The organism is Streptomyces sp. NPDC028308 (genome assembly GCF_055565855.1).
The window spans coordinates 93,868-112,528 of the sequence record NZ_JBVHTO010000015.1 but is presented as its reverse complement, the minus strand read 5'-3'; the positions used below and the strand labels follow the sequence as shown (position 1 = coordinate 112,528).

Here is an 18,661-nt window from a genome sequence, read left to right as displayed (position 1 = left end):
CGAGAGGGTGCTAGTCCGTGACCGGGCGGGGCCGCACGAGCGGCGGCGCGGTCGGCATCGGCGGGGCGATCTGAGCGACTGGGCGGAACGGGGCCAGGAACGACAGTTCCGGGGCCAGGTGCGCGAACTCCCGGCACGCAGCCGCCGCTTCATCGGGCGTGATGGCCGGGGTGCGGATGCGGGACCAGCCACCGGACGTGTCGCCGGCCACCGCGACACCGGGACGGTTCGCAGGGATCATCGTGGCCGCGAGCACTGCCTCGGGTGAGATGTCGGACAGGCCCATGTCCGCGCTGGCCTTGTCGTTGACGCGGTGCACCACACGGCCGGTGAGCTGGGCGCGCAGTGCGGTTGCGCCCTTGCCCTGGTCGGAGCCGAAGCGCTGCCCGCACACCTCCAGGTAGATGCCGATCGCGCGGGCCATCTGGCCCAGGCGCACGAGCTGCATGACCACCCGGTCGCGCTCCGTCTCATCCTTCTTGGAGATCACGAAGAACAGCTCCGCCACCTCATCGATCAGCACCACGAGCGGCACCGGACGGACGTGCTCGGGCAGCTCCCACAGGTCCGAGACGCCGTGCAGAGCCAGGAGGTCGAAGCGCTCCTCCATCTCCGTGACCAGCGCGTCGATCAGGCGGCCGGCGGAAGGGAGGTCGGTGGCGAGGGCTGAGAGGCGGGCCGCGTAGCGGCCGTGCTCGACACCGCGCTTGCAGTCGATACCGACCAGGCCGACCGGGAGCTGGGCCAGCTCTTTGATCAGGTTGCGCTGATACATCGACTTGCCCGACTGGTTCGCCCCGAGGGTCAGCGCGTGCGGGACCTCACGGTAGTTCCGCTCGAACACCCCGCCGTCCTCGCGCATCGCCACCGGGACGACCAGACCACGCGGCTTGGCCTTGCGCGGCATCCGGACCCGGTTGAGGACGTCGTAGCCGGTCATCCGCAGTTCCACGAAGCCGGGCTTGGTCTCGCTCACCATCACCGAGCGGACTCCCCAGGCGTGGCGAAGACGCTCGGAGGACGCGGCGATGTCGGCGGGCTCCAAGCCGGCGGGCAGACGCAGCGTGACCCGCAGCCCGGTCGAGGTACCCCGGACCCGGCGGACCTTGGGCGCCACCGGCCGCACCTCACGGCGAGCCACGTTGCGGGCGACGAAGGCACGTAACCGGGACGGCTGGACCGTCAGGCCGCACACGTCCATCGTGGAGCGGTAGGTCCAGGTGAACCGGCCCCAGGTGACCGGCAGGCCGACCAGCGACCAGTACACGCGCGGGGCGTTGTACTTCGCGTAGCCGAGCCCACCGGCACCAGCAGCGGCGCCGCCCAGCTCGAACCAGGTAGCGATGTCGTTCATGGTCAGGCCGCCGCCGTGATCGCGACCGCACGGAAGGAGATCCCGTGCCGCTTCTGGCCGTTGAACTCGTTCTCCCAGTCACGCGCCTTGAGCCCGACCACCCTCACCGGCATACCCGGCGCCAGACCCTCCGGGTAGCCCGTCTCCGGGATGGTCACCTGGTACAGGTTCCCCTCCCCTTCGTCCGAGATCAGCAGGCCCACCGTCGACAGCGGTGCCCCCGTCTCCCGGTCCATCGCCCGCTCACCGGTCTTCGCGTTAGCCAGCTTCGGCGCCGGCGTAGTCGCCACGAACACCACAGCGGTCGAAACGTCGATCTTGAACGACGGCATAGCTCACTCCCGAATAGATCAGAGTTAGGCCCCTTGGACCTCTTGCTCAACTTGTTGGTACAAGCTGACTTCTAGAGATTGGCGCACTGGGAGTGAGACGTCAAGCACTTCACGCGAACATGTACCAACAAGTTGAGCGAGTGCGTCATGATGGAGGCATGAGTAAGCAGCCGAAGTACCAGCAGGTGGCCGACGCGCTGCGTCGCGAGATCGACAACGGCACGTACGCCCCTGGCAACCGGCTGCCCTCAGAGGCCGACCTTGCCAGCCGCTTCGACGCCTCCCGAAACACCGTTCGATCAGGCTTGAGCTTGCTGGTCAGCCAGGGACTCATCACGTCGAGTCAAGGGCTGGGTTACGAGGTCCGGAAGCACGAGGTCTTCGAGCTGAACGCCTCTCGTTTTGAGAACCTGACCTTCCCGCAGAATGGCGATGCCTACTCCACCGACGTCACGAACGCTGGCCGCCGACCGCACCAGACGTTCCGGGTAGAGATGACGACCGCGCCGGCGTACATCGCCGAGCGACTAAAGGTGGAGACAGGCTCTCGATCCGTGCTGCGCTTCTGCCACCGTTTCGTGGATGACGTGCCATGGTCGACCCAGGCGACGCACTACCCGGATTGGTTGGTACAGGAGGCGCCGCGACTCGCTGAACCGGGAGACATAGACGAGGGCACGACCCGCTACCTGGCTGGCCGGGACATCGAGCAGGTGGGCTACGCAGACGAAATCTCCACTCGCATGCCCACCCCGGAAGAGGCGCGGCTTTTGGAGATCGGCCCCGGCGTCCCGGTCCTGCTCTGGACACGTACGGGCTACACGACCGAGCGCCCCGTCCGGTGCACGGTGACGACCTTCCGCGGCGACCTGAACCGCATGAACTACGAGATCGGCAACCTGACGGCTCGGGATGAGAGCGATGCCAAGTGAGGATCACGAGCGCTACGCCTGCCGACCTGGACCGGCTGCTCAACTTCCGGAAGGAGGCCGCGGCTTGGCTTGGCAAGCTTGGCAGCGACCAGTGGAGCCGGCCATATCCGTCGGACCGCCTCTTGGCGACGATCCAGGCCGGAACGGTCTTCATGCTGAAGGACGGGGTGCGTACAGCCGGGACCATCACGCTCACGCCGGAGGTTGAGGAGGGGTTGTGGAGTACCGAGGAGCTGGGTGATCCCTCGATGTTCGTCAACAAGTTGACGGTCTCGCGCGAGTACGCAGGGCAAGAGCTTGGGAGCAAGCTCCTGGATTGGGCTGGGGATCGCGCGTACCGCGCAGGCGCGAAGTGGCTACGCCTCGACGCGTGGACCACCAACGAGCGTCTTCAGCGCTACTACCTGGACGAGGGCTTCCAGTACGTGAGGACCGTCTCCGAAGGCAACGCCGTCAACGGCGGCCCCCGGGTATCTGGCTGGCTTGCCCAACGCCCTGCCCGTCCGGCCGAGCACGGTCTCGCTGATGAGACGCCCAGCCCTGAACCGCTGCGCACCTGAGTTGTTACAGGTTTCTCTACCTCATCAAGCCCCGGCTGCGCTCCGCTCCGCCGGGCGCGCTTCCCGGCTCTGGCTGCGCCCGCGCTCCTGCCTTCGGCCCGCTCGGCGCTGCCGCCGCCGACGCGCGCCCACATGTGGATAGGGCCGGAAGCCATGAGTCGATCACCGTATAGAGCGGCCCACGGTCAAGGCGATGCCTCCGGCGGGGGATCGGCCGGCACCGGGATGGAGGGGGCGCCGCTCCCGACCGCGGGTCCGTAGTGGCGTGCGCGGGGAGCTCCCATCCCGTCCACCATCGACCCAGGCAGAGCCGAGCAGACGCGGCCCATGGCGTCCAGGTCGTTCGTACAGTGGCGCGCTCCACCTGGACGCCATGAACCACGCCCGCTCCACGGTGTGTGGGTCGACGGCGGACGGGATGGGAGCAGGGGTTAGTGGTGGGTTGAGGTAGGTGGAGCGGTCTAGCTGTCACCTTTTTCGCTCTCGAAACGCAGCGCTTGCTCTGCACTGTCCAGCAGATCGCTATAAGTGAGAACCTCGATCCGGGAAAGATGTGAATTGTAAGCCCGGATGGTTTGGTCGATGTGGAGACGTGACGGCAGCCCAACGCCAGCGACACGCACGTGCGTTGGATGTCCGATCACTACGGAGGACCGAACGCGTCGCAGGTCTACTGCGATCCCTAGCTCTTCATGGAGCTCTGCTTGCAGTGCTGTGCGCTGGTCGTCGAGTGCACGCAGATAGTTGACAGTTTGTCCGACTGCCTCGTGTACTTCTTTTCCGACGATGAGGTGCCCGCGATGCTTCACAATAAGTCTCTCGATGCAGGGCCCCTTGATCTCCACGATGTGTAGAGAGCCGTCAGCGCAGAGGAGAGGAATGTCGTACTCATCGAGAAAGGTAAATTTTCTTCTTGGGATGATGCCTACGTAGCGCCCGCCGAAGATCCAATACTTCTCACCAAGGGCGTGCTGTAGATCAGTCTCTGTTGTGCCGGGCGTGGCAACAAGTTGCTGTAGCTGAGCAACAATCTCTCGGCGACGCTGCACCACAGCAGCCTCGACTTCATTCAGTCCTTGATCAGTCTCCGTGGCAGCGGAGAGAACTGCTCGAAGATTTCCACCCTCCACAAGTGCGTGCCCCATGGCATCGTGTGTGAATCCCGTAATGGAGAAAAGCTCACCTTGGGTCTGGTGAACTTCAAAATCGCCGAGTCTCTCTTTCAGTCGTTCTAGCGTCGCCTGGGCGTTTTTGTCGCCGGCCGAGGAGAAGCCGATAACTGGATGCCATCTCTCGCCCGGAGGATCATTCTTCTGCTGCAGCAAAAGAAGTGTACGTCCGTACTCTTGCGAGAACCTACGAGCGGCGCTGATCAGTGATTTATTCAGTTTTCCGTCCAGAATTAAAGCGACGGCAAGTTTCGCGCTTCTCGCGTCTCTCGATTGCCCGAGTCGGACGTCTAGATTGTCCGGCTTGCTCACCTGGCTTGCGTATACATTACCGGTCGGCAAGCCTGCGAAGTCGGCAATGAGTGACATCACCCTGCCGTACTTGTGTTTGCTATTAATGGGGGCTTTGTGGTTCACGCCTTTCAGGAGCAGGGCCAGGTTTGCCAGATTCTCCTCGACAGTCACGCAAGGACGTTAACTTCGATACCTCAAGCATGGGAGCCTTTTGGCGCGAAAGCTACGCTCTTAGCTGGTCAGCGGATGTTCTGGGCGCGCCTACAGCAGTTAGAAGGGCACTTATTGTATGCATTTGTCGCATTTGGCGCGATAGTCAGTTCATGAAGTGGCGGCTGGAGTCGAGATCTCAACGTGAGCCTTAAGCGCGGTCGCGAAGTCCTCGTCGTAGCGGAGCCGACTCCTCTGGAGGCGCCCGTAAAAGCCGCTGGTCGCGCGGAGGCTCAAAGGTGCGAGTTCTTCTCTTCTTACGAGGTCGAGGATGTGCCGATACGGGTGTCGCTCTGGCCACATGCCGTAGGGCACTTCCCAGCGCTCATCAGGACCGCCCCATGCCGCATTGGGCCAACGCATGCCCTTTATGAGGGGTACCTGACCGGTCTCATCGAAAAGGCCCGGGGTCATGAGTCGGCGCCCAACCCACTCGGCGACGCCTACAGTCACAGCGTTCCCGACCAACTTCCACCGGTCGCCAGCACGTCCCTTTTCCTGCTTAGCCGCGATCGTCCAATCTCGAGGGAAACCTTGCAGCTCCTCCGCGTCGCCAATCGATGGCGTGACGATAGCGTGGCCGGCTGGCGCCCCAGGGATCCATATGGCGGGCGGCGAGGGAATTCCTAGACCCGATCCTCCCTTAAGTGTGGGGATGGCATCCTTGGCCCAACCGAGGCCGGTATTTCCCTCGGTCCAATAGAATCCAAAGGCGTCGTCGCGGTAAGCGGATAGCGGTAGTTCCGAACTGTCATCTGCGAAAAGTACTGTTCGAGGATCCTCTGTTCGCGAAGCAACGACGATCACTCTGTGCCTGCGTTGAGGAACTCCCGTGAAGCGAGAGTCGACCAGTCTGTAAGCCCACCTATATCCGAGACTCTCGAATTGTTCTACTAGGTATTCCATCGCAAGGCCCTTATCGAGAGCGAGCATGTTGCGCACGTTCTCGATCACCACCCATTTGGGATCGGTATCTGCCAGCAGCTTGAATAGATGCTTAATTAGCCCTGATTGGGTTCCGTGAATACCTGCGGTCCTGCCGGCCTGTGAAAGGTCGGTGCATGGAAAGCCTGCTGTCACGACATCCACGGATGGCAAGGAGGGAAGGTCTTGGACGTCGTCATGGAAGTCCACGCCGGGAAACTGGTTCAACAAAACAGCCTTGGCAGGCGCGGCCCACTCGCATAGAAGCTTCGATTCGAAGCCGGCGCGCTGAAGACCTAGCTCTACGCCACCGATGCCTGCGAATAGTCCAGCTACCGTAGGAGTTGGGGTGCTTGTAATTGCGTCTGCCATGAGAGCTATGATCCCACGCTCGGGACTTGCGTCATACTGCCGGGCTTGCACCAGTGCAGGCGCGAGTCACATGCCGCCGTACAGCAGCCCTGTACAGCAACCTCACAGCACTTCCTTGGCCCGCAGCGCGTCTCTGTAGCTACGTAGCAGCCGTTACGGCCGTTCCTGGCCGACTTGCATAGAGCTACGGATCAGAAGGTTGCAGGTTCGAATCCTGCCGAGTGCACACAGGTTGAAGGCCCCCGGAGAGATCCGGGGGCCTTTTGCGTGGGGTGACGGAAGTGAAGTGCGCGGGCCGGGAGGGGCACGTGAAGTTCTGATCCCCTCGCCTTGCCCCTGGCGAACGCCATCGGGACCCGGGAGCACTGCGCCTCTTTCAAGGTGTCGGCAGGGAGGGCGGCCCTGGACGGCAGGACCCGGCGTTGTCAGTGGGGGTGTCTACGCTCGGGTGATGGGTCGGGTGTGGAGTTGTGCGGGGTTGCGGTGGGGGGCCGACGGGCCCGCGCTGGTGTGGGGCGGGGGAAGGGTCAGCCCGCTGGTGCGGGGCGGGCGGATCGCCTTCGGGGTGGCCGAGGACGGTGTCCGCACCTGCGTGGGGGCGCGCGGGCACGCCTGCCCCCGGGCCACCGCCGTGCCGGGGCGCGGCACCGGGGCGCGGTGCGAGGAGTGCGCGCGGCTGGAGCGGGCGCACTCCGTGGCCGCCGACACCGTCGCCGACGATCCGCGGCCGTACCACGTCTACCTGGCGTGGTTCGGGCCCGGCCTGGTCAAGGTGGGGATCACCGGCGTCGAGCGGGGCTCCGCACGGCTGTTGGAGCAGGGCGCCGTCACCTTCAGCTGGCTGGGCCGCGGCCCGCTGATGGCCTCCCGGCGGGCCGAGGAACTGCTGCGGGCCGCGCTGCGGGTGCCCGACCGGATCCCGTACGCCGACAAGCGGGAGGTGCGCGGCGTGCTGTCCGGGACGGGCGCCGGGGGCGTGGAGCGGGTCGCCGAGATCGCCGAGCTGCACGCCCGGGCGGGCCTGCTCGACGGGTGGCCCGAGTCCCTGGAGCGCATGCCGTTCGAGCCCGTCGACCACACGGAGGTGTTCGGGCTCACCGGACTGCCGCCCGCCGAGGGCGTGGTGAGCGAGCTGGCCGCGGGGTGCGCCGTGAGCGGTGAGCTGCTGGCCGCCGCCGGTCCCGATCTGCATCTCGCGACCGGGCGCGGGGTCGTCGTGCTCGACACCCGCCTGATGCCCGGCTGGGAGCTGACCTCCGCCGGCGGGGACGACCGGCCCGCCTTCCCCATACGGGAGTCGAGGCGCGCCGCACCCGGCGTACAGGACGGGCTCTTCTGACGGCGGCCCCTACGCCGGGCACCCCGGACACCGGCCCGGATGCCGGGCACTCCCGGGACACCGGTACCGGAGAGCCCGGCGGCGCCAGGGATCTCCCCGCTTGCCGCTGGACGCCGGCGGCCGTCCGGACGGAGAGTGGCGGGCATGAGCGATCACCGCGCCGCGAGCGGGCCTGACGGAGCGTCCACCGGCACCGGCACCGGTACCGCCCCCGACGCCGGGCACCCTCGGGACACCGGCCCGGACGTCGGGCACCCCCGGGACACCGGCCCGAACCCCGAGCACCCCCGGGACATCGGCCCGGGCGACGGGCACCCCCGGGACACCGGTTCCGGAGAGCCCGGTGACGCCGGGGACGTCGGCGCACAGGGCACCCCTCCCGGTACCGTCGCCGACCCGGGCACCGCCGACGTGCGGGCGTTCTGGGCGCGGCTCGGGCTGCCCGGGCTCGTCGACGTGCACACGCACTTCATGCCCGAGCGGGTGCTGCGCAAGGTCTGGAGCTACTTCGACGGGCTCGGGCCGCTCACCGGTGGCGTCGAGTGGCCCATCACCTACCGCGCCGGCGAGGAGGAACGGCTCGCCGTCCTGCGGGCGTTCGGCGCCCGTGCCTTCACCGCGATGCTCTACCCGCACAAGCCCGGCATGGCCCGCTGGCTCAACGGCTGGGCCGCCGACTTCGCCCGCCGCACCCCCGACTGCCTGCACACGGCGACCCTGTTCCCCGAGCCGGGCGTCGAGGCGTACGTGCGGGAGGCCCTCGACGCCGGGGCGCGGGTCTTCAAGGCGCACGTGCAGGTGGGGGCGTACGACCCCGGCGACCCGCTCCTGGACCCCGTGTGGGGGCTGCTCGCCGAGGCGGGCGTCCCGGTCGTCGCGCACTGCGGCTCCGGGCCCGCGCCGGGCAAGCACACCGGGCCGGGACCGGTCGGGGACGTCCTCGCCAGGCACCCGCGGCTGCGGCTCGTCGTCGCGCATCTCGGCATGCCCGAGTACGAGGACTTCCTCGGGCTCGCGGAGCGGTACGGCGAGGTGCGGCTCGACACGACGATGGCGTTCACCGGCTTCAGCGAGCGGCTCGCGCCGTTCCCCCGGCGGGCGCTGTCCCGGCTCGCCGGTCTCGGGGACCGGGTCCTGCTCGGGACCGACTTCCCCAACATCCCGTATCCCTACGTCGATCAGCTGCACGCCCTGGAGCGGCTCGGGCTCGGCGACGACTGGCTGCGGGCCGTCTGCCACGACAACGGGGCCCGGCTGTTCGGGCTCCCGGCGGCGGGCTGAGGTCGTACCGGCCCGGCGGACATGCGGCCACCGCCCTTGCGGCGTACGGGTCGTGGGCGTTCCCTGAGAGGCGGCTGTGGGTTTCTCAGGCAAATCACAGGTTCCCGAAAGGATGCTCTCAGCGGCGCCCAGCAATGTGTCCGCTATGACCACGACCTCGCCCCAGGGGCGCACCGAACTGCTGAGGCCGGACGGGAGCCCCGTCCGAGTGCTGGTGGTGGACGACGAGTTGTCGATCACCGAGCTGCTGTCCATGGCCCTGCGCTACGAGGGCTGGCAGATCCGCAGCGCGGGTGACGGACACGGAGCGGTGCAGACCGCACGGGAGTTCCGGCCCGACGCCGTGGTGCTCGACATGATGCTGCCCGACATGGACGGCCTCGCGGTGCTCGGCCGGCTGCGCCGGGACCTGCCCGACGTGCCGGTGCTCTTCCTGACGGCCAAGGACGCCGTGGAGGACCGTATCGCCGGGCTGACCGCGGGCGGCGACGACTACGTCACCAAGCCGTTCAGCCTCGAAGAGGTCGTGGCGCGGCTGCGCGGGCTGATCCGCCGCTCCGGTGCCGCCGACCGGCGCAGCGAGTCGGTGCTCGTCGTCGGGGACCTCACCCTGGACGAGGACAGCCACGAGGTGGCCCGGGGCGGCGAGAACATCCACCTCACGGCCACCGAGTTCGAGCTGCTGCGGTTCCTGATGCGCAATCCGCGCCGGGTGCTGAGCAAGGCGCAGATACTCGACCGCGTGTGGTCGTACGACTTCGGCGGCCAGGCCAACGTCGTCGAGCTCTACATCTCGTACCTGCGGCGCAAGATCGACGCGGGCCGCGAGCCGATGATCCACACCCGGCGCGGTGCCGGTTACCTGATCAAGCCCGCGGTGTCGTGAGCGGGCGACGACGGCCGCGGAGGCAGCGGCGGGCCACCCGGCCGCGGACGCTGCGGACACGGCTCGTCGTCTCGGCGGTCGCGCTCATCGCGGTGGTGTGCGCCGTCATGGGCACGGTGACCACGATCGCGCTGGCCGAGCACCTGGACCGGCAGCTGGACGACCAGGTCACCGAGGTCGGCATGCGGGCGACCGGCGGGCCGAAGAACAGGGACGGCGATCCGCCGCGGGACGCGGTGCCCCGGGACTCCGCGGGCCGGCCCGTGCTGCCCGACGACCCCTTCGGCTTCGCCACCAAGGGCGGCACGCAGGCGGACACCGTCGTCGCCCAGGTGGGTGACGACGGTGGGATCTCCCGGGCGGTCGTCACCAAAGAGAGGGAGGCCTCCGCGAACGAGGCCTTCCGGATGACCACCAAGAACCTCACCCAGGCGCAGAAGGCGGCGCTCGCCTCCGTCCCGAAGACCGGCGAGCACACCCTGGACCTGCCGGGACTCGGCGAGTACCGCGTCAAGTACATGGACGGCAACCGCGGCACCTTCTACGTCGCGCTGCCCACCGCCTCCGTCACCGGCACGGTCCACACCCTCGTCCTCGTCGAGGTAAGCGTCACCACCGCCGGTCTCGTCGCCGCCGGCATCGCCGGGTCCGTGCTCGTCGGGGTCGCCCTGCGTCCGCTGCGCCGGGTCGCCTCCACCGCCACCCGGGTCTCCGAACTCCCCCTGCACAGCGGCGAGGTGACCCTCTACGAGCGGGTCCCGGAGTCCGAGGCCGACCCGCGCACCGAGGTCGGCCAGGTCGGCGCCGCGCTGAACCGGATGCTCGACCACGTCCACGACGCCCTGCACGCGCGCCAGCAGAGCGAGACGCGCGTACGGCAGTTCGTCGCGGACGCCAGCCACGAGCTGCGCACGCCGCTCGCCTCCATCCGCGGGTACGCCGAACTGACCCGGCGCGGGCGGGAGCGGACCGGGCCCGACACCCGGCACGCGCTCGGCCGGATCGAGTCCGAGGCCGGGCGCATGACGCTCCTCGTGGAGGACCTGCTCCTGCTCGCGCGCCTGGACGCGGGGCGCCCGCTCCAGTACGAGCAGACCGACCTGGTGCCGCTCGTCGTGGACGCGGTGAGCGACGCCCGGGCGGCCGGACGCGACCACGACTGGCGCCTGGAGCTGCCCGACGAACCGGCCCTGGTCCCGGCGGACGCCGCCCGGCTCCAGCAGGTCCTGGTAAACCTGTTCGCCAACGCCCGCACCCACACCCCGCCCGGCACGACGGTCACCGCGCGGGTGCACCGGCACGGGCCGTGGCTGTGCGTGGACGTCCAGGACGACGGGCCCGGCATCCCCGAGGACCTGCTGCCCCGGGTCTTCGAGCGGTTCGCGCGCGGCGACTCCTCCCGCTCCCGTGCCTCGGGCTCGACGGGGCTGGGGCTGGCCATCGTGCAGGCCGTCGTGTCCGCGCACGGCGGCGCCGTGACCGTCGACAGCGTCCCCGGCCGGACCGTGTTCACGGTGCACCTGCCCGCGCTCGCCGTCGGGACGGGACCGCGGACGTACTCACAGGCACAGCACAGCGCCACCACACGGGCGTAACAGGGCGGTTGACGAATGTCGTCGACATGCGAACCGACTCTTCTCCCGGCAGCCTGCCGGCGCGGGAGCACCTCCCGGCCGGAACCGCCGGTACGCCTGTCCTGGACGTAGTGGTCCCCGTCTACAACGAGGAGAAGGACCTCCAGCCGTGTGTGCGACGGCTGCACGAGCACCTCGCGCGCACCTTCCCCTACGCGTTCCGCATCACGATCGCGGACAACGCCTCCACGGACTCCACACCGCTGGTGGCCGCGCGGCTGGAGTCGGAGATCGCGGAGGTCAGGTCCTTCCGCCTGGAGCAGAAGGGCCGCGGCCGGGCGCTGCGTACCGTCTGGTCCGCCTCGGACGCCCCGGTCCTCGCGTACATGGACGTGGACCTGTCCACCGACCTCAACGCCCTGCTGCCGCTGGTCGCCCCGCTGATCTCGGGCCACTCCGACCTGGCGATCGGCTCCCGGCTCGCCCGCTCCTCGCGGGTGGTGCGCGGCGTCAAGCGGGAGTTCATCAGCCGCTCCTACAACCTGATCCTGCGCGGCTCGCTCCAGGCCCGCTTCTCGGACGCGCAGTGCGGCTTCAAGGCGATCCGGCGCGATGTCGCCCAGGCGCTGCTGCCGCTGGTGGAGGACACCGGCTGGTTCTTCGACACCGAGATGCTGGTACTGGCCGAGCGGGCCGGGCTGCGCATCCACGAGGTGCCGGTCGACTGGGTCGACGACCCGGACTCGACGGTGCACATCGTCCGGACGGCCACGGACGACCTCAGGGGCGTGTGGCGGGTGGGCCGGGCCCTGGCCACCGGTTCGCTGCCGCTGGACCGGCTCGCGCGGCCCTTCGGGGACGACCCGCGCGACCGGGAGCTGACCGGCGTGCCGCGCGGGCTCGCCCGTCAGCTGGTCGGCTTCTGCGTGGTGGGCGTCCTGTCCACGCTGTTCTACCTGCTGCTGTACTCCGGTTTCCGGGCCGTCTCGGGCCCGCAGGCCGCCAACGCGCTCGCGCTGCTGGTCTCCGCGGTGGCGAACACCGCGGCGAACCGGCGGCTGACCTTCGGCGTGCGCGGCCGGGACCGCGCCGTACGTCATCAGGCCCAGGGGCTGGTGGTGTTCGGCATCGGGCTGGCCCTCACCAGCGGTTCGCTCGCCGCCCTGGACGCGGCGGCGTCCGAGCCCGCCCACTCCACGGAACTGGCGGTCCTGGTGGCCGCCAACCTCGCGGCGACGGTGCTGCGGTTCCTGCTCTTCCGGGCGTGGGTGTTCCCGGACCGCGACGAGCCCGCCTCCACGGTCGCGCCCTCGCGCCGACCGGCCCCGCCCGCGCACTCCACAGCGGTGCGGCCGTACACCGAGGCGCCGCTGCCGCAGCTCCCGACGGCGCGCCGCTCTTCGTACGACACCACAGAGTTCCGCGCCGGCGACGCCGCGGACGCCACCCGGGGGGACGCGACCGTGCAGCTGCGGCCGGTGCGCCCGCACGACCACGATCCGAGGAACGCACGATGACGACTCAGCCCGACACGACCGCGCAGGGGGCCGACCCCTCCTGGGGACCGCCCGCCACGGCCCCGGCGGACGGTCCCGCCGGACGGCACCAGGCGGCCCCCGGGGCCGGAGCGCCCCGCGGGCGCCTCCCGGGACGGCTGTGGCGCGGACGCCCCGAGGACCCGCGCTGGGCGCGCCCGGCCCTCCTCGCGCTGCTCCTGGTCACCGGTCTGCTCTACCTCTGGAACCTGAGCGCCTCCGGTTACGCCAACTCCTTCTACTCCGCGGCCGTCCAGGCCGGCAGCCAGAGCTGGAAGGCGTTCTTCTTCGGCTCGCTCGACGCCGCCAACGCGATCACCGTCGACAAGCCGCCGGCCGCGCTGTGGCCGATGGCCCTGTCGGTGCGGCTGTTCGGCCTGGGCTCGTGGGCGATCCTCGTGCCCGAGGTGCTGATGGGCGTCGCCACGGTCGGCGTGCTCTACGCGGCCGTGCGGCGCCGGTTCTCCCCGGCGGCCGGTCTGATCGCGGGCGCGGTGCTCGCGCTGACCCCCGTCGCCGCGCTGATGTTCCGGTTCAACAACCCGGACGCGCTGCTCGCGCTGCTGATGACCGTCACGGTGTACTGCGTGATCCGCGCCCTGGAGGACGGCCGTACCAAGTGGCTGGTCTGGGCGGGCGTCGCGGTCGGTCTCGCCTTCCTGACGAAGACCCTCCAGGCGTTCCTGATCCTGCCGCCGCTGGCCGTCCTGTACGCGGTCTGCGGGCCGGTGCGGCTGAGGAAGCGGCTCGGGCAGCTCGCCCTGGCCACGCTCGCGCTGGTCGTCTCCGGTGGCTGGTGGGTCGCGGTCGTCGAGCTGTGGCCCGCCTCCTCCCGCCCGTACATCGGCGGCTCGCAGAACAACTCCTTCCTGGAACTGACCTTCGGCTACAACGGCCTGGGCCGTATCAACGGCGACGAGAGCGGCAGCGTCGGGGGCGGTGGCGGCGGTGGCGGCACCGGGCAGTGGGGTGAGACCGGCTGGGACCGGATGTTCAACTCCGAGATCGGCGGCCAGATCTCCTGGCTGCTGCCCGCCGCGCTGATCCTGCTCGTCGCGGGTCTGTGGCTGACCCGCAGGACCGGGCGGACCGACCTGGCCCGCGGTTCCTTCCTCGCCTGGGGCGGCGCGCTGCTCATGACCGCGCTCGTCTTCAGCTACATGGCCGGCATCTTCCACCAGTACTACACGGTGGCCCTGGCCCCGTACATCGCGGCGGTGGCCGGCATGGGCGCGACGGTGCTGTGGGAGGAGCGGGGCAGGATCGGGGCCTCGCTCGCGCTCGCCGCCTCGGCCACCGCGACGGCGGTCTGGGGCTACGTCCTGCTCGACCGGACCCCGGACCACCTGCCCTGGCTGAAGTGGCTCGTGCTGGTCGGCGGTCTGACCGGCGCGCTGGGGCTCGTCTTCGTGACCCGCCTCGGCCGCCGGCTCGCCCTGGCGACGGCCGCGCTGAGCGTCGCGGCGGCGCTCGCGGGACCGGCGGCGTACACCCTCAGCACGGTCGGCACCGGGCACTCGGGCTCCATCGTGACGGCCGGTCCGGCCGGGGCGAGCATGATGGGCGGCCGGGGCGGCGGTCCCGGCGGCGCGGGTCGGCCGGACGGCGGGATGCCCGGCCAGAACCGGCAGGACGGCGCGGGCCGGCCGGGTGGCGGCATGGGGCAGCCCCCTGCGGGTGGCACCGGCGGCTTCCCCGGCGGCGGCACGAACCGGCAGGGCGGCCAGGCTCCGCAGGGCAACGGCCAGGCTCCGCAGGGCGGGGCGGCCGGCGAGCGCGGTGCGGGGGTCGGCGGCATGGGCGGTCTGCTCGACGGCGCCTCGGTGGGCGCCGAGGCCAGGAAGCTGCTGACGGCGGACGCCGACCGGTACACCTGGGTGGCGGCGACCATCGGTTCCCAGAACGGCGCCAGCTACCAACTCGCCACCGGCGAGCCGGTGATGGCGATCGGCGGCTTCAACGGGAGCGATCCGTCCCCGACCCTCGCCCAGTTCAAGAAGTACGTCCGCGACGGGAGGATCCACTACTTCGTCTCGGGCGGCATGGGCGGCGGTGGCGGCAACTCCGGCTCCGCGTCCGCGATCACCACCTGGGTCGAGGCCAACTACACGAAGGTGACGGCCGGTTCGGCCACCTTCTACGACCTGACGCAGCCGAAGAGCGGCGGCTGACCGTACGTCCGGCGCGGCGGTGGGACGGGGCACGCGCACCCCGTCCCACCGCCGCTCCACGTCCCGCCGGAAACTGCCTTGTACGGCGCACGGAACGGTTCCACGGTGTAGGACGGCCCTCTCCGTACACCGCGGAAGGGCCCCGCACCATTTCCCGGCGGGCTGCTCGCGGCGGCGTTGCCGCGGCGGGCGGAGAGGGCAGACTCCGCGGTGACGGTGTCCGCGTGACGCCCGCTTAGCATCGGGAGGGGAGGACCGGGGCATTCCGGCCCCCACCTCGGGAAACCAGAACCTCAGGGTCCCGCAGTTCCGAGAAAGGTGCGCCATGGTGAGGGCAGCCGACCGGGCCGGGCGTCCGGCGCGGACCAGTGTCTGGTTGGACGGCAAGGCGGCCCGGGGACGTACGGCGCGTGGCGGTAGCCAGCCGTCGGGGCTCGACCGGGACCGCATCACGGAGGCCACCGTGCGGCTGCTGGACGCGGAGGGCCTGGCCCGGTTCTCCATGCGCCGCCTCGCCGCCGAGCTGAACGTGACCGCGATGTCCGTCTACTGGTACGTCGACACCAAGGACGACCTGCTCGAACTCGCCCTGGACGCGGCCTTCGGCGAGCTGGACCCGTCCGACGCCGGACCGGGCGGGGACTGGCGCGACCAGCTGCGCTCCCTGGCCGCCGGCTACCGCTCGCTGCTCGTGCGCCACCCGTGGGTGTCCCCGCTGATCGGCAACTTCCTGAACATCGGGCCGCACTCGATGGCCTTCTCGCACCGCGTGCAGCAGATCGTCCGCGACACGGGGCTGCCTCCGCACGGACGCACGGGCGCCCTGTCGGCGGTCTTCCAGTTCGTCTACGGCTTCGGCACGATCGAGGGCCACTTCGTGCGGCGCTGCGCCTCGGCCGGGATGACCCAGGACGAGTACGTCCACCAGGCCATGGGCGCCATCCGCGACCGGCCGGAGTTCGCGGAGCAGTTCGAGAGCGCCGCGGACCTCATGGAGGCCCGCGGCGGTGACACGGTGGAGGAGATGCGCGAACGCGACTTCGCCTTCGCGCTGGAGACGCTGGTCGCGGGCATCGAGGCGATGGTCGCCAGGGGCTGACCGCGCCGCTCCCGGGTCAGTCCTGCGGGGCGAGCCGCGCCGGGAAGCCGCCCGTGGCCACCGGCCCCCACCGCTCGGGCGTGACGCGGATGATCGACTTGCCCTGCTTGCGCATCGCCTCCCGGTACTCGTCCCAGTCCGGGTGCTCCCCCGCGATGTTGCGGTAGTACTCGACCAGCGGCTCGACGGAGTCCGGCGCGTCGATGACCTCGGCGGTGCCGTCGATCTGGACCCAGGGCCCGTTCCACTCGTCGCTCAGCACGATGAGGCTGACCCGCTCGTCCCGCTTGGCGTTCCGCGTCTTGGCGCGCTCCGGGTAGGTGGAGACGACGATGCGGCCCGCGTCGTCCACGCCGCAGGTCAGGGGGGAGCCCTGGGGGCCGCCGTCGGCCCGCCGGGTCAGCAGGACGGCGCGGTGCCGGGGCCGTACGAAGTCGAGCAACTCGTCCAGGGAGACGGAGGTGTTCTTCGCGATGTTGGGTGCCATGCGGCCAGCCTAGGTCGGACACGGCCTAGGACTCGATCGCCTCGGCCAGGTCGTCGTACACGGCGACGTCCCGGCGCAGCCCGGTCAGCTCCAGGACGCGGCTCACCAGGCCCTCCGGCCGCGCCACCACGCGCAGTTCGGTGCGCGGCGGGCGGTGCAGCTGTTCGCGTACCTCGTTGATGAGGCGTACGCCCTGGGAGTCCATGAACTCGGTCCCGGTGAGATCCAGGACGAGCAGGCGCAGTCGGTCCCTCCGTGTGTTCACCACGCCCATGGTCCCGGCGTACACGGAGTCGGCGTTGGAGATGTCGATGTCCGCGGGCAGCGTGACGAGCGTGCAGTTCGGCAGGTCACGTGGGGTCGGGGAGAAGGTCATGGCAACTCACCTGAAAGACATGTGTCCGGATCCGATGAGGCCGCTTCCTGACCTGTACGGCCATTCCACCACGGGCGCGGCTCTCTTCGGAAGCTCGGCCACCGAGCCGCAACCTCACCCCATCGGAGCAGCTAAAGTGCTGTTCGTCCTGTGCTCGCAGTCGGGAATGTGCTGCGGAGCTCTCCTGCGCATGGCGCTGGGGCCTGTCGTCGAACGACGACGGGATCCTGGTCATGCATGCCGAAGAGGTTCGTGGTGGCTGCGTCCGACTTTACTGAATTGCCCCATTTCGCGATGGGTTTCGAGCTGGCCGAGGCTCTGTCCGTGGCCGCTCAGCAGCTGCATGAGACATCCACGGCGAACGGCACCCTGCGCACCGCGGCCCGGCTCGCCGTGCACCTCCTGCCCGGCGCCGAGCACGCCGGCGTCTCCGTCATCGAACGCGCCGCGCACCGGCAGACCCTCGCCTGGACCGACGACGTCGTCCGCTCCGCCGACGCCCTGAACGCGGGCCGGGAGCACGACGCGTACTGGAACGGGCTGTGGAGCGCGCCGGTCGCCGGGATCGAGGACAGCGGCGACGACGAGGACGGTGAACTCACCCTGTCCGGCCTCGGACTGCGCTCGGTGCTCTCCCTGCGCCTGCGCGCGGACCGCCGCCGGGTCACCGTCCTCACCGTCTACGCGCGCAAGCCGCGGGCCTTCGACGACTCGGCCACCCGCATCGGCCGGCTGCTCACCGCGCACGTGAGCATCGCGCTGGAGTCGGCGACCGTACGGGAGCAGCTGACGGAGGCCATGCGCACCCGCGACCTGATCGGCCAGGCCACGGGCATCCTCATGGAGCGCCTGGACATCGACGCGGCGGAGGCCTTCGACAGTCTGGTGCGGACCTCTCAGCGGGAGAACGTGAAGCTGCGCGACCTCGCGGGGCGGATCGTGGAGGCCAGGGACCAGGCGTGAGCGGGTGCCGACGGGATAACCGTTCTGTATGAGACCCCCAGCGGATCCACCCCGGTCGCCGCGGGCCGTCGCGGCGGAAGCCGGCCCCCTCCACGAGGCGCTGGCTCAGGGCGGCGGCCTCGACACGCTGCTCAAGGACCTCACGGAGCGGGCCGTGCTCGCCGTCGAGGGAGCGGCCGCCTCCAGCATCACCGTCCGCCGCGACGGACGGCTGCTCACCCTGGCGGGCACGGACGGACTGCCGAGCGGACTGGACCAGCGGCAGTACGAGAACGGGGACGGCCCCTGCGTCCGGGCGGCCGAGGCGGACGCCGAGCAGCACTCGCCGGACCTCACCCAGGAGACCCGCTGGCCCTCGTACACCGAGTACGCGCTCTCGCAGGGGGTCCGCTCGGTCCTCGCGGTCCCGCTCGCGGTCGACGGCGAGACGGACGCGGCGCTCAATCTCTACGCCGTGACGGAGAACGCCTTTCGCGACCGGCGGGAGACCGCCCGGGAGTTCGCGGCCCGCGCGGCGCAGGCGATCAACGCTGCGCTGCGCATCGAGCGGGACCGGGCGTCGGCGGGGGACGTCCGGACCGCGCTGCTCTCGCGCAGCGTCATCGACCAGGCGGTCGGCATCCTGATGGCGAAGGAGCGCTGCGACGCCCGGGTGGCGCTCGACATGCTGCGCCGCGCCTCGCAGGACTCGAACGTCAAACTCCGGGACCTCTGCGGGGATCTGGTGGCCCGGGTGTCCCGTACGCCGGTCCGCGACGGCAGGACGCCGGGCGGCTCCCGGGCCGGCGCCTGAGCGGCCGCCC

Annotated in this window: 17 protein-coding genes; 11 read left to right on the top strand and 6 right to left on the bottom strand. The window is 70.0% G+C overall.

Annotated elements, in window-relative coordinates; genetic code table 11:
- Positions 1–10 precede the first annotated feature (10 nt).
- Entirely contained in the window at positions 11–1,354 is a 1,344-nt protein-coding gene (locus ACZ4VA_RS32590) for an FtsK/SpoIIIE domain-containing protein (RefSeq protein ID WP_468083575.1), read from the bottom strand.
- Positions 1,355–1,356: 2 nt separating this feature from the next.
- Positions 1,357–1,686 (bottom strand): SCO3933 family regulatory protein, encoded by a 330-nt coding sequence (locus tag ACZ4VA_RS32585; RefSeq protein ID WP_468083573.1) that lies wholly within the window; start codon positions 1,684–1,686, stop codon positions 1,357–1,359.
- Between the two features lie 158 nt (positions 1,687–1,844).
- Here ACZ4VA_RS32585 and ACZ4VA_RS32580 point away from each other — a divergent pair, with 158 nt between their 5' ends.
- Both ACZ4VA_RS32580 and ACZ4VA_RS32575 read left to right on the top strand, forming a co-directional pair.
- On the top strand, positions 1,845–2,618 hold the full coding sequence (locus ACZ4VA_RS32580) for a GntR family transcriptional regulator (RefSeq protein WP_468083571.1): 774 nt from the start codon (positions 1,845–1,847) through the stop codon (positions 2,616–2,618).
- Positions 2,615–3,178, top strand: coding sequence for a GNAT family N-acetyltransferase (locus ACZ4VA_RS32575; RefSeq protein ID WP_468083569.1), 564 nt, complete (start codon positions 2,615–2,617; stop codon positions 3,176–3,178). The genes ACZ4VA_RS32580 and ACZ4VA_RS32575 overlap by 4 nt, the downstream gene beginning before the upstream one ends.
- A 461-nt stretch (positions 3,179–3,639) precedes the next feature.
- On the opposite strand, the gene ACZ4VA_RS32570 is transcribed toward ACZ4VA_RS32575, so the two are convergent.
- Together ACZ4VA_RS32570 and ACZ4VA_RS32565 are read right to left on the bottom strand one after the other, a co-directional pair.
- Positions 3,640–4,812, bottom strand: a complete 1,173-nt coding sequence (locus ACZ4VA_RS32570; protein ID WP_468083567.1) for a Shedu anti-phage system protein SduA domain-containing protein — start codon at positions 4,810–4,812, stop codon at positions 3,640–3,642.
- Between the two features lie 150 nt (positions 4,813–4,962).
- Positions 4,963–6,147 (bottom strand): DNA cytosine methyltransferase, encoded by a 1,185-nt coding sequence (locus ACZ4VA_RS32565; protein WP_468083565.1) that lies wholly within the window; start codon positions 6,145–6,147, stop codon positions 4,963–4,965.
- 451 nt (positions 6,148–6,598) lie between these two features.
- Between ACZ4VA_RS32565 and ACZ4VA_RS32560 the strand changes: the two genes are divergently transcribed.
- From ACZ4VA_RS32560 to ACZ4VA_RS32530, 7 genes are all read left to right on the top strand, one after another.
- The gene (locus ACZ4VA_RS32560; protein ID WP_468083563.1) at positions 6,599–7,486 is read left to right on the top strand and encodes a DUF2797 domain-containing protein; all 888 of its coding nucleotides are present in this window, start codon (positions 6,599–6,601) and stop codon (positions 7,484–7,486) included.
- 411 nt (positions 7,487–7,897) lie between these two features.
- On the top strand, positions 7,898–8,767 hold the full coding sequence (locus tag ACZ4VA_RS32555) for an amidohydrolase family protein (protein WP_388904865.1): 870 nt from the start codon (positions 7,898–7,900) through the stop codon (positions 8,765–8,767).
- A gap of 145 nt (positions 8,768–8,912) precedes the next feature.
- Positions 8,913–9,653 carry a response regulator transcription factor gene (locus ACZ4VA_RS32550; RefSeq protein ID WP_402381238.1) on the top strand — a complete coding sequence of 247 codons (741 nt, stop codon included), beginning with the start codon at positions 8,913–8,915 and terminating at the stop codon, positions 9,651–9,653.
- Positions 9,650–11,248 carry a sensor histidine kinase gene (locus tag ACZ4VA_RS32545; RefSeq protein ID WP_468083561.1) on the top strand — a complete coding sequence of 533 codons (1,599 nt, stop codon included), beginning with the start codon at positions 9,650–9,652 and terminating at the stop codon, positions 11,246–11,248. Before ACZ4VA_RS32550 ends, ACZ4VA_RS32545 begins: the two co-directional genes overlap by 4 nt.
- Positions 11,249–11,274: 26 nt before the next feature.
- On the top strand, positions 11,275–12,744 hold the full coding sequence (locus tag ACZ4VA_RS32540) for a bifunctional glycosyltransferase family 2/GtrA family protein (RefSeq protein ID WP_468083560.1): 1,470 nt from the start codon (positions 11,275–11,277) through the stop codon (positions 12,742–12,744).
- Positions 12,741–14,933, top strand: a complete 2,193-nt coding sequence (locus ACZ4VA_RS32535; protein ID WP_468083558.1) for an ArnT family glycosyltransferase — start codon at positions 12,741–12,743, stop codon at positions 14,931–14,933. Before ACZ4VA_RS32540 ends, ACZ4VA_RS32535 begins: the two co-directional genes overlap by 4 nt.
- A gap of 325 nt (positions 14,934–15,258) precedes the next feature.
- A complete protein-coding gene (locus ACZ4VA_RS32530; RefSeq protein ID WP_468083556.1) occupies positions 15,259–16,032 on the top strand; it encodes a TetR/AcrR family transcriptional regulator in 774 nt (257 codons plus the stop codon).
- Between the two features lie 16 nt (positions 16,033–16,048).
- On the opposite strand, the gene ACZ4VA_RS32525 is transcribed toward ACZ4VA_RS32530, so the two are convergent.
- Both ACZ4VA_RS32525 and ACZ4VA_RS32520 read right to left on the bottom strand, forming a co-directional pair.
- Positions 16,049–16,519 (bottom strand): PPOX class F420-dependent oxidoreductase, encoded by a 471-nt coding sequence (locus ACZ4VA_RS32525; protein WP_355789623.1) that lies wholly within the window; start codon positions 16,517–16,519, stop codon positions 16,049–16,051.
- A 25-nt stretch (positions 16,520–16,544) separates the two neighbouring features.
- On the bottom strand, positions 16,545–16,895 hold the full coding sequence (locus ACZ4VA_RS32520; RefSeq protein WP_468083554.1) for an STAS domain-containing protein: 351 nt from the start codon (positions 16,893–16,895) through the stop codon (positions 16,545–16,547).
- Between the two features lie 237 nt (positions 16,896–17,132).
- Between ACZ4VA_RS32520 and ACZ4VA_RS32515 the strand changes: the two genes are divergently transcribed.
- Both ACZ4VA_RS32515 and ACZ4VA_RS32510 read left to right on the top strand, forming a co-directional pair.
- Positions 17,133–17,858 (top strand): GAF and ANTAR domain-containing protein, encoded by a 726-nt coding sequence (locus tag ACZ4VA_RS32515; protein ID WP_355789629.1) that lies wholly within the window; start codon positions 17,133–17,135, stop codon positions 17,856–17,858.
- A gap of 28 nt (positions 17,859–17,886) precedes the next feature.
- Positions 17,887–18,651, top strand: coding sequence for a GAF and ANTAR domain-containing protein (locus ACZ4VA_RS32510; RefSeq protein ID WP_355789632.1), 765 nt, complete (start codon positions 17,887–17,889; stop codon positions 18,649–18,651).
- The last annotated feature ends 10 nt before the right edge of the window (positions 18,652–18,661 follow it).